General features: G+C 60.9%; 5 protein-coding genes. 2 read left to right on the top strand and 3 right to left on the bottom strand.

Translation table 11 applies throughout. From position 1 onward, the window contains the following. Positions 1-1108: hypothetical protein (locus ACTO5E_RS09700; protein ID WP_482303266.1), on the bottom strand; the 1108-nt coding region annotated here is incomplete at its 3' end. Between the two features lie 38 nt (positions 1109-1146). Beyond that, positions 1147-1914, bottom strand: a complete 768-nt coding sequence (rlmB, locus tag ACTO5E_RS09695; protein WP_482303264.1) for a 23S rRNA (guanosine(2251)-2'-O)-methyltransferase RlmB — start codon at positions 1912-1914, stop codon at positions 1147-1149. A 291-nt stretch (positions 1915-2205) separates the two neighbouring features. Here rlmB and ACTO5E_RS09690 point away from each other — a divergent pair, with 291 nt between their 5' ends. Then, positions 2206-2685, top strand: coding sequence for an MGMT family protein (locus ACTO5E_RS09690; protein ID WP_482303262.1), 480 nt, complete (start codon positions 2206-2208; stop codon positions 2683-2685). Between the two features lie 62 nt (positions 2686-2747). Here ACTO5E_RS09690 and ACTO5E_RS09685 read toward each other — a convergent pair whose 3' ends face one another. Next, on the bottom strand, positions 2748-3725 hold the full coding sequence (locus ACTO5E_RS09685) for a sugar phosphate isomerase/epimerase family protein (RefSeq protein ID WP_482303260.1): 978 nt from the start codon (positions 3723-3725) through the stop codon (positions 2748-2750). Between the two features lie 724 nt (positions 3726-4449). On the opposite strand from ACTO5E_RS09685, the gene ACTO5E_RS09680 reads away from it, so the two are divergent. Next, positions 4450-5646: an MFS transporter gene (locus ACTO5E_RS09680; protein ID WP_482303258.1), complete on the top strand. Its 1197-nt coding sequence runs from the start codon at positions 4450-4452 to the stop codon at positions 5644-5646. Positions 5647-6203 lie beyond the last annotated feature (557 nt).

Genomic DNA, 6203 nt, shown 5'->3' with positions numbered 1-6203 from the left:
CCGCCACTCTCTCGCCCTGCGGACGTACCGGCACCTGCTGAGGTCCTTCACGATACTCTCCCACCGGCTCCCCATGACTGACAGGCCGTTGGGGCGCAGCTTCCGCCACTCTCTCGCCCTGCGGACGTACCGGCACCTGCTGAGGTCCTTCACGATACTCTCCCACCGGCTCCCCATGGCTGACAGGCCGCTGGGGCGCAGCCTCTGCCGCACTCTCAGCCTGCGGACGCGCCGGGGCCCGCTGGGGCTCCTCGCTGTACTCCTTGGGCATAGAAGCCAGAATTCTGTCCACCGCCTCGTCGCTCACCGGCGGCTCGTCCTCCCGGACCTTCTGAATCTCCACCGTGCTGTTAAGCACATTCAGCTTCAGCTCCATGGTCTCCGAGTTCTTCAGCATAGCCTTCTGCAGGTCCGACATGCCCTCCAGGCTGGCCCCCTCAGGAGTCAGACCATGCTGCTGGGCATAGGGGTCGGCGGCAAAGGAGGTCACCGGCATGGGAGCCGCCACCCCGAACTCATCCGCCACCTGCTGCTCGTCCAAACCCGCGCTCTGCACCGCCTCAGCCACCCGGCGGCGGCGTTCCTTCTGCAAACGCTGAAAATTCTCCTCCACCTCATCGTCAATGGCCTGAGAATCGTCAAACAGAGCCTTATAGCCCTCCTCCCCCAGAGGAGGCGCGTCCCCGTCCAGCCGGTACTCGTCAATGGGCTTGAGCTGAATCCCATAGTACATGTCGTCCTCGTTCTCGTCAAAGTCCGGCACCTTCTTCCGCCAGCTGAACAGCCCCTTGCGCTTCTTCTTTTTCTTTTTGGGCTGCTCCTCCGGCTGGGGAGGCTCTGGGGGCTCCTCCGGGGGCGCCTGAGGCGCCGGCTGAGGAGGCTCCTGGACCTCAGGCTCCTTCTCTGACAAGGGGGGGCTCTCCTGCTGCCGGGGCGCGCGAGGATAGAACCCGGCCTCCTCTGTCAGCTCGTCGGGCTCCACCTCCACATATTCCACTCCCTGGGGCAGAGGGGGCCGGGCCCCATTGGCGGTTCCGGCCTTCTCCCGCTCCCGGGCCTGACGCTGCTCCTCCAAAATATCCTCCAGGGTGAATTCGTCCTGCTTCATATATTCTGGTCTCCTCTCCAACGGATTCCAACAATTCCTCAGGCCAGCCCCATGCGCTGGCGCACCGCCTCATAACACAGAATCCCTGCCGCCACCGAGGCGTTCAGGGAGTTCACCCGCCCCCGCAGGGGCAGCGAAGCGATCAAGTCCGCCCGCTCCCGCACCAGGCGGCTGACCCCCCGGCCCTCTGAGCCAATAACAATGGCCGTGGGCCCGGCAAGGTCCACCCGGCACCAGGGCTGGCCGTCCATGTCAGCGGCCACAATCCACAGCCCCCGGGCCTTCAGGTCCTCCATCAGGGCCGCCAGATTCTGCACCCGGGCCACCGGCACATACTCCGCCGCCCCGGCCGAGGCCTTGCTCACCGCATAGGTCAGCCCCACGCTGCGGCGTTTGGGAATCACCACCCCATGGGCCCCCGAGCACTCCGCCGCCCGCAGCACCGCCCCCAGGTTGTGGGGGTCCTCCAGGCCGTCGCACAAAATCAACAGGGGGGGCTCCCCCCGTTCCGCAGCCAAAGCCAGCATGTCCTCCACTGTGGCATACTCCTTGGCGGCCGCTACCGCCACCACCCCCTGGTGGTTGGCCCCGTTGCACATGTGGCTCAGCTTGCGGGGGTCGGCCTCCTTCACCGGAATGCCCAGCTCCCTGGCCTTAGCCGCCAGCACAGGCACCTGGCCGGTGCGCTGGCCCTTGGCAATATACAGGCAGTCCATGGGCCGGCCGGCGCGCAGAGCCTCGGCCACAGGGTTGCGGCCTGGTATAATATCCGCTCCGTAGATGGGTTCGTTCTTTTCCAAGTTCATTTCCCCTTTTCGGGTATTTCAAGGCATACTTTTGGATATTATAACACAAGTATCGAAAAACCGCAAGAGATATGGAGAATACTGACCCTCCCAGGGAAAAATTGACATGGCAAAAGCCGGGCGGACCTGCCGCCCGGCTTTCAGAAGAAGATCATGCCCCCAAAGCACCCCTGTCAGACACAGGCTCTTTTTTCAACCGCCTCATTGCATTCCTTCCCATCCTGTTCTATACTGTACAAGACGCGTGGCCAGAAGGCTTGAGCCGCGCGAACATACCCAGGAGGTGGCCCCATGGCAAACGAGGCAAGAAAGGATTTCAACGCCATGCTTCACGATGCAAAGGATATGCCCAGGCTTCAAATTGTCACCGACCCCAAAACCATTGAAAAATACGGCGGCAGCCGCATGTACTTCGCCCCGCCCCTGGACTATGACCGGGCCATGCGCCGCATTCCCTTTGGCCGGCTGACCACTGTGGGGGATATCCGCGCCCACTTTGCCCGGGCCAGCGGCGCAGACTTCACCGAGCCCATCACCGCGGGCATTTTCGTCTCCATCGCGGCCTGGGCCAGCAGCCAGCGCCAGGAGGACGAGACCCCCTGGTGGCGCACCCTCAAGGCCGGCGGCGAGCTCAACCCCAAATACCCCGGAGGCGTCGAGGCCCAAAGGGCCCGCCTGGAGGCCGAGGGACACACCATCGTCCAGCGGGGGCGCAAAAACCTGCGTTATTTTGTGGCAGACTATACGGCCTCCCTGTTCCCCCTGGACTGAGACCCCCACAAAAAAGGCATGGAGCAGCAGGCTCCATGCCTTTTCATTCTAAAGAGACTGGCTCACACCCAGTGCAGCTTGCTCATATCCGCCATATCCTCAAAGGTAATGGCGCGGTTCAGCACATCGCAGGCCTTCACCAGGCCCTCGTTGGTGCTCATCATGGCGTCCTCATGCTCAATGGACAGCACATAGTCATAGCCCGCCAGACGCAGCTGGCTGACAAAGTTCTTCCAGAACATCTCGTCATGGCCATAGCCAATGCTGCGGAAAATCCAGGAACGCTTGCTCATCTCCGCATAAGAGAGGGTGTCCAGGGTGCCGTTGACAGCCGTGTTCCAGGGGTCAATGCTGGCGTCCTTGGCATGAACGTGGAAGATGGCGTCCCCGCCCAGCTCCCGAATCACAGCCAGGGGGTCCATGCCCTGCCAGAACAGGTGGCTGGGGTCCAGGTTCGCGCCAATCTCAGGGCCCACGGCCTCGCGCAGGCGCAGCAGGGTGCGGCTGTTGTGCACGCAGAAGCCCTGGTGCATCTCAAAGGCGATCTTGTTCACCCCATGCTCCTTGGCAAAGGCCACAAAGCTCTTCCAATAGGGAATGAGCACCTCGTTCCACTGCCACTCCAGCACCTCGGTGAACTCAGTGGGCCAGGCGCAGACAATCCAGTTGGGATTTTTGCTCTCAGGGCAGTCGCCGGGGCAGCCGGAGAAGGTGTTGATCTGGTGGATGCCCAGTTTCTCGGCCATCAGCACCGCATTATGCAGGTCGTCGTCAAAGGCCTTGGCAATCTCCTTGTTGGGGTGAATGGGGTTGGCATGGCAGGAGAGGGCGCTGATCTCCAGCCCAGACTCCTTCACCGTGTTCACAAACTCGTTGAACTTCTCCTCGTCATGCAGCAGCACGCCGGGGTCGCAGTGGTCCTTGCCCGGGTAGCCGCCGCAGCCGATCTCCACCATCTGGGCGCCCAGAGATTTGAAGTAGGCCAGGGCCTCCTTAAGGGGGGTCCCGCCGACCACATTGGACAAAATACCTAGCTTCATGGGAATGCACTCCTTCTATGTTTCTTGGGACGGGGGAAATGGGGCCCGTCCGTGAGGTTCTAGTGATATTATACAGAATATTTTTCCGAATTGCAATGGGCTTTTCAAATTTATTTGTGACCTGCCGCCCCGCCAGGGCATAAGATATACCGGCCCCGTTTCAGGTTCTGCCTGAAAAATCGAAACCGCCGCCTTTTGTCCACACAAAAGACCCATTTCCAAAAAATCCTCCCATATTCTCCCCCAAACGCGCCTTTTCCGAACAAAAGCACAGCATTTTCTCTGCTTTCAAGCAAGCCCCGCCCCCTCATCTTCTTTGCTCCAAAAGCATCCCGCAATCGCCTCTGCCCCCGCAGCTCAGAACCCCCTCCGCCTGCCCCGCCGCAAAGGAGAACCCGCAAGCCCGCCTACTCCCGGCACAAGAACAAAAGCTCTTTTTCTGAACTTACGCAGGCCGGCCTCTGGCTGACCCCCTGTCCCGCCAGGCCGACGCGCTGGGCTTTCTTATGAGCGCCCCAACAAAAAGCTTATAAGCGCAGCTTTGGTGAGCGTTCAAAAAATCTCCTTCCCCCTTTTCAACGGCAGTAGGGTTCTTAGGGACAAAGCTCCTAAGCCGCCCTCATAAACTCTTTCTTCGGACACTCCCCCACGCTCTCCCAGCCATTGACATTCCCCTTACATTCTGCTATAATACCGCTAATTTGCCCTTTAGGAGTGATCATCTATGCCCGAAGCCCTCTCTTTCCGCCCAACCCGCATGGCCTGCTACCGGGGCTCCCTTGTCCAGGGCGTAGTCAACAACCTCAGCCCCCTGTTTTTTGTCATCTTCCAGCGGGAGTTCGGCATCTCCTATGCCATGATCTCCTCCCTCATCCTCTTCAACTTTGTCACCCAAATCTGTGTCGACGTGCTGTGCGTCCGCTTTGTCGACCGCATCGGCTACCGCACAGCCACTGTGTCTGCCCATGTCTTCTGCACCCTGGGCCTGGTGCTGCTGGGAGTTCTGCCCCGGCTTCTCCCCTCCGGCCTAGTGTTCCCGGGGCTGGCCCTGGCCACCATGGTTGCGGCCATTGGGGGCGGTATTATCGAGGTGGTCATCAGTCCTATTATCGACTCCCTCCCCAGCGAGGCCAAAGACGCCAAAATGAGCCTTCTCCACTCCTTTTACTGCTGGGGCCAGGTGGCCGTGGTCCTGCTGACAACCGTGGCCGTGCGCGTAATCGGAGAGGGCCTCTGGTGGACGCTCCCCCTGGTATGGGCGCTGCTGCCCTTTTACAACTGCTTTGCCTTTGCCCGTGCGCCTCTGCGCCCCACCGTCTCCCCAGAGGAAAAGGTCCCCATTCGCAGCCTGTTCCGGTCCAGACTGTTCGTGCTGGCCATGCTGCTGATGCTCTGCGCCGGCGCCTCTGAGCTGGCCATGAGCCAGTGGAGCTCCCTGTTTGCCGAGCAGGCTCTGGGGGTGCAAAAGCTCTGGGGCGACCTGCTGGGCCCCTGCCTGTTCGCGGTGTTCATGGGCATTGGCCGCACCATATATGGCGTGTTCGGCGCCAGAATGGACCTGTACCGCTGGCTTCTGGGCACGGCGCTGCTGTGCGTGCTGTGCTACATGGGGGCGGCGCTGCTGGCAGTCCCCATGCTGTCCCTGCTGTGCTGCGCCCTGTGCGGGTTCTCCATCAGCCTCATGTGGCCGGGGGTGCTTAGCTCCACAGCGGCGGCTTATCCAAAAGGAGGCGCAGCCATGTTCGGCCTGCTGGCCGTGTGCGGCGACATAGGCTGCTCCTCAGGCCCGGCTCTGGCCGGCATGGTCAGTGAGCTGGCGGGCCTGCGGGCCGGTATGCTCAGCGCGGCGGTGTTCCCCCTGGTGATGGTGGCCTGCCTGCTGTTCCGGGCCAGAAACGCCCGCGTCCAGGCGCAAAAATAGCCCGCCTCATAAATGTTTTTGCACCAAAGAGGAGTAGAGGATACGAAAAAACAGGTCCTGACACCCCTCATTTCACCCGAATCTCCCCTGTTTTCATAGTGGTTGGTTTATAAGGCAGACGTGCCCCCTCTCCATTTTCCCCTTGTATTTTTTGCCATCCTGTGGTATCCTTGGTATAAACATTTAACTCCGTCAAAGCGCAGCCCGTCTTTCTGACCGGCGGCCGCGCCACCACCCTAAAAACGGGTAAACATGGCCCCTCGGCCCCGTTAGTCCCGCCATTCGCGGGCTCCATCCGGCATAGAGAGCAGTATGCCGCTGTTCTCCACCAAAAGGAGGCACAGGAAAGTGAACAACGAGGAAAAAATTCTGTCCATCTTAGAGGGCATGGGCAAACGGTTCGACGCTGTCGACCAGCAGCTGTCCACAATCAATCAGCGGCTGGACACTGTCGACCAACGCCTGGATGCCGTCGACCAACACCTGGAACAGGTCGACCAGCGCCTGGACGCTGTCGACCAACACCTGGAACAGGTCGACCAGCGCCTGGACGCTGT

The sequence above is a fragment of the Acutalibacter sp. genome, from assembly GCF_056800975.1.
Note: the sequence above shows the minus strand (reverse complement) of the source record. Positions and strands in the feature narration are given on the sequence as shown.

Coding starts and splice junctions, on each gene's coding strand:
- ACTO5E_RS09680 (WP_482303258.1), top strand. CDS start 4,450: ATGCCCGAAGCCCTCTCTTTCCGCCCAACCCGCATGGCCTGCTACCGG.
- rlmB (WP_482303264.1), bottom strand. CDS start 1,914: ATGAACTTGGAAAAGAACGAACCCATCTACGGAGCGGATATTATACCA.
- ACTO5E_RS09690 (WP_482303262.1), top strand. CDS start 2,206: ATGGCAAACGAGGCAAGAAAGGATTTCAACGCCATGCTTCACGATGCA.
- ACTO5E_RS09685 (WP_482303260.1), bottom strand. CDS start 3,725: ATGAAGCTAGGTATTTTGTCCAATGTGGTCGGCGGGACCCCCCTTAAG.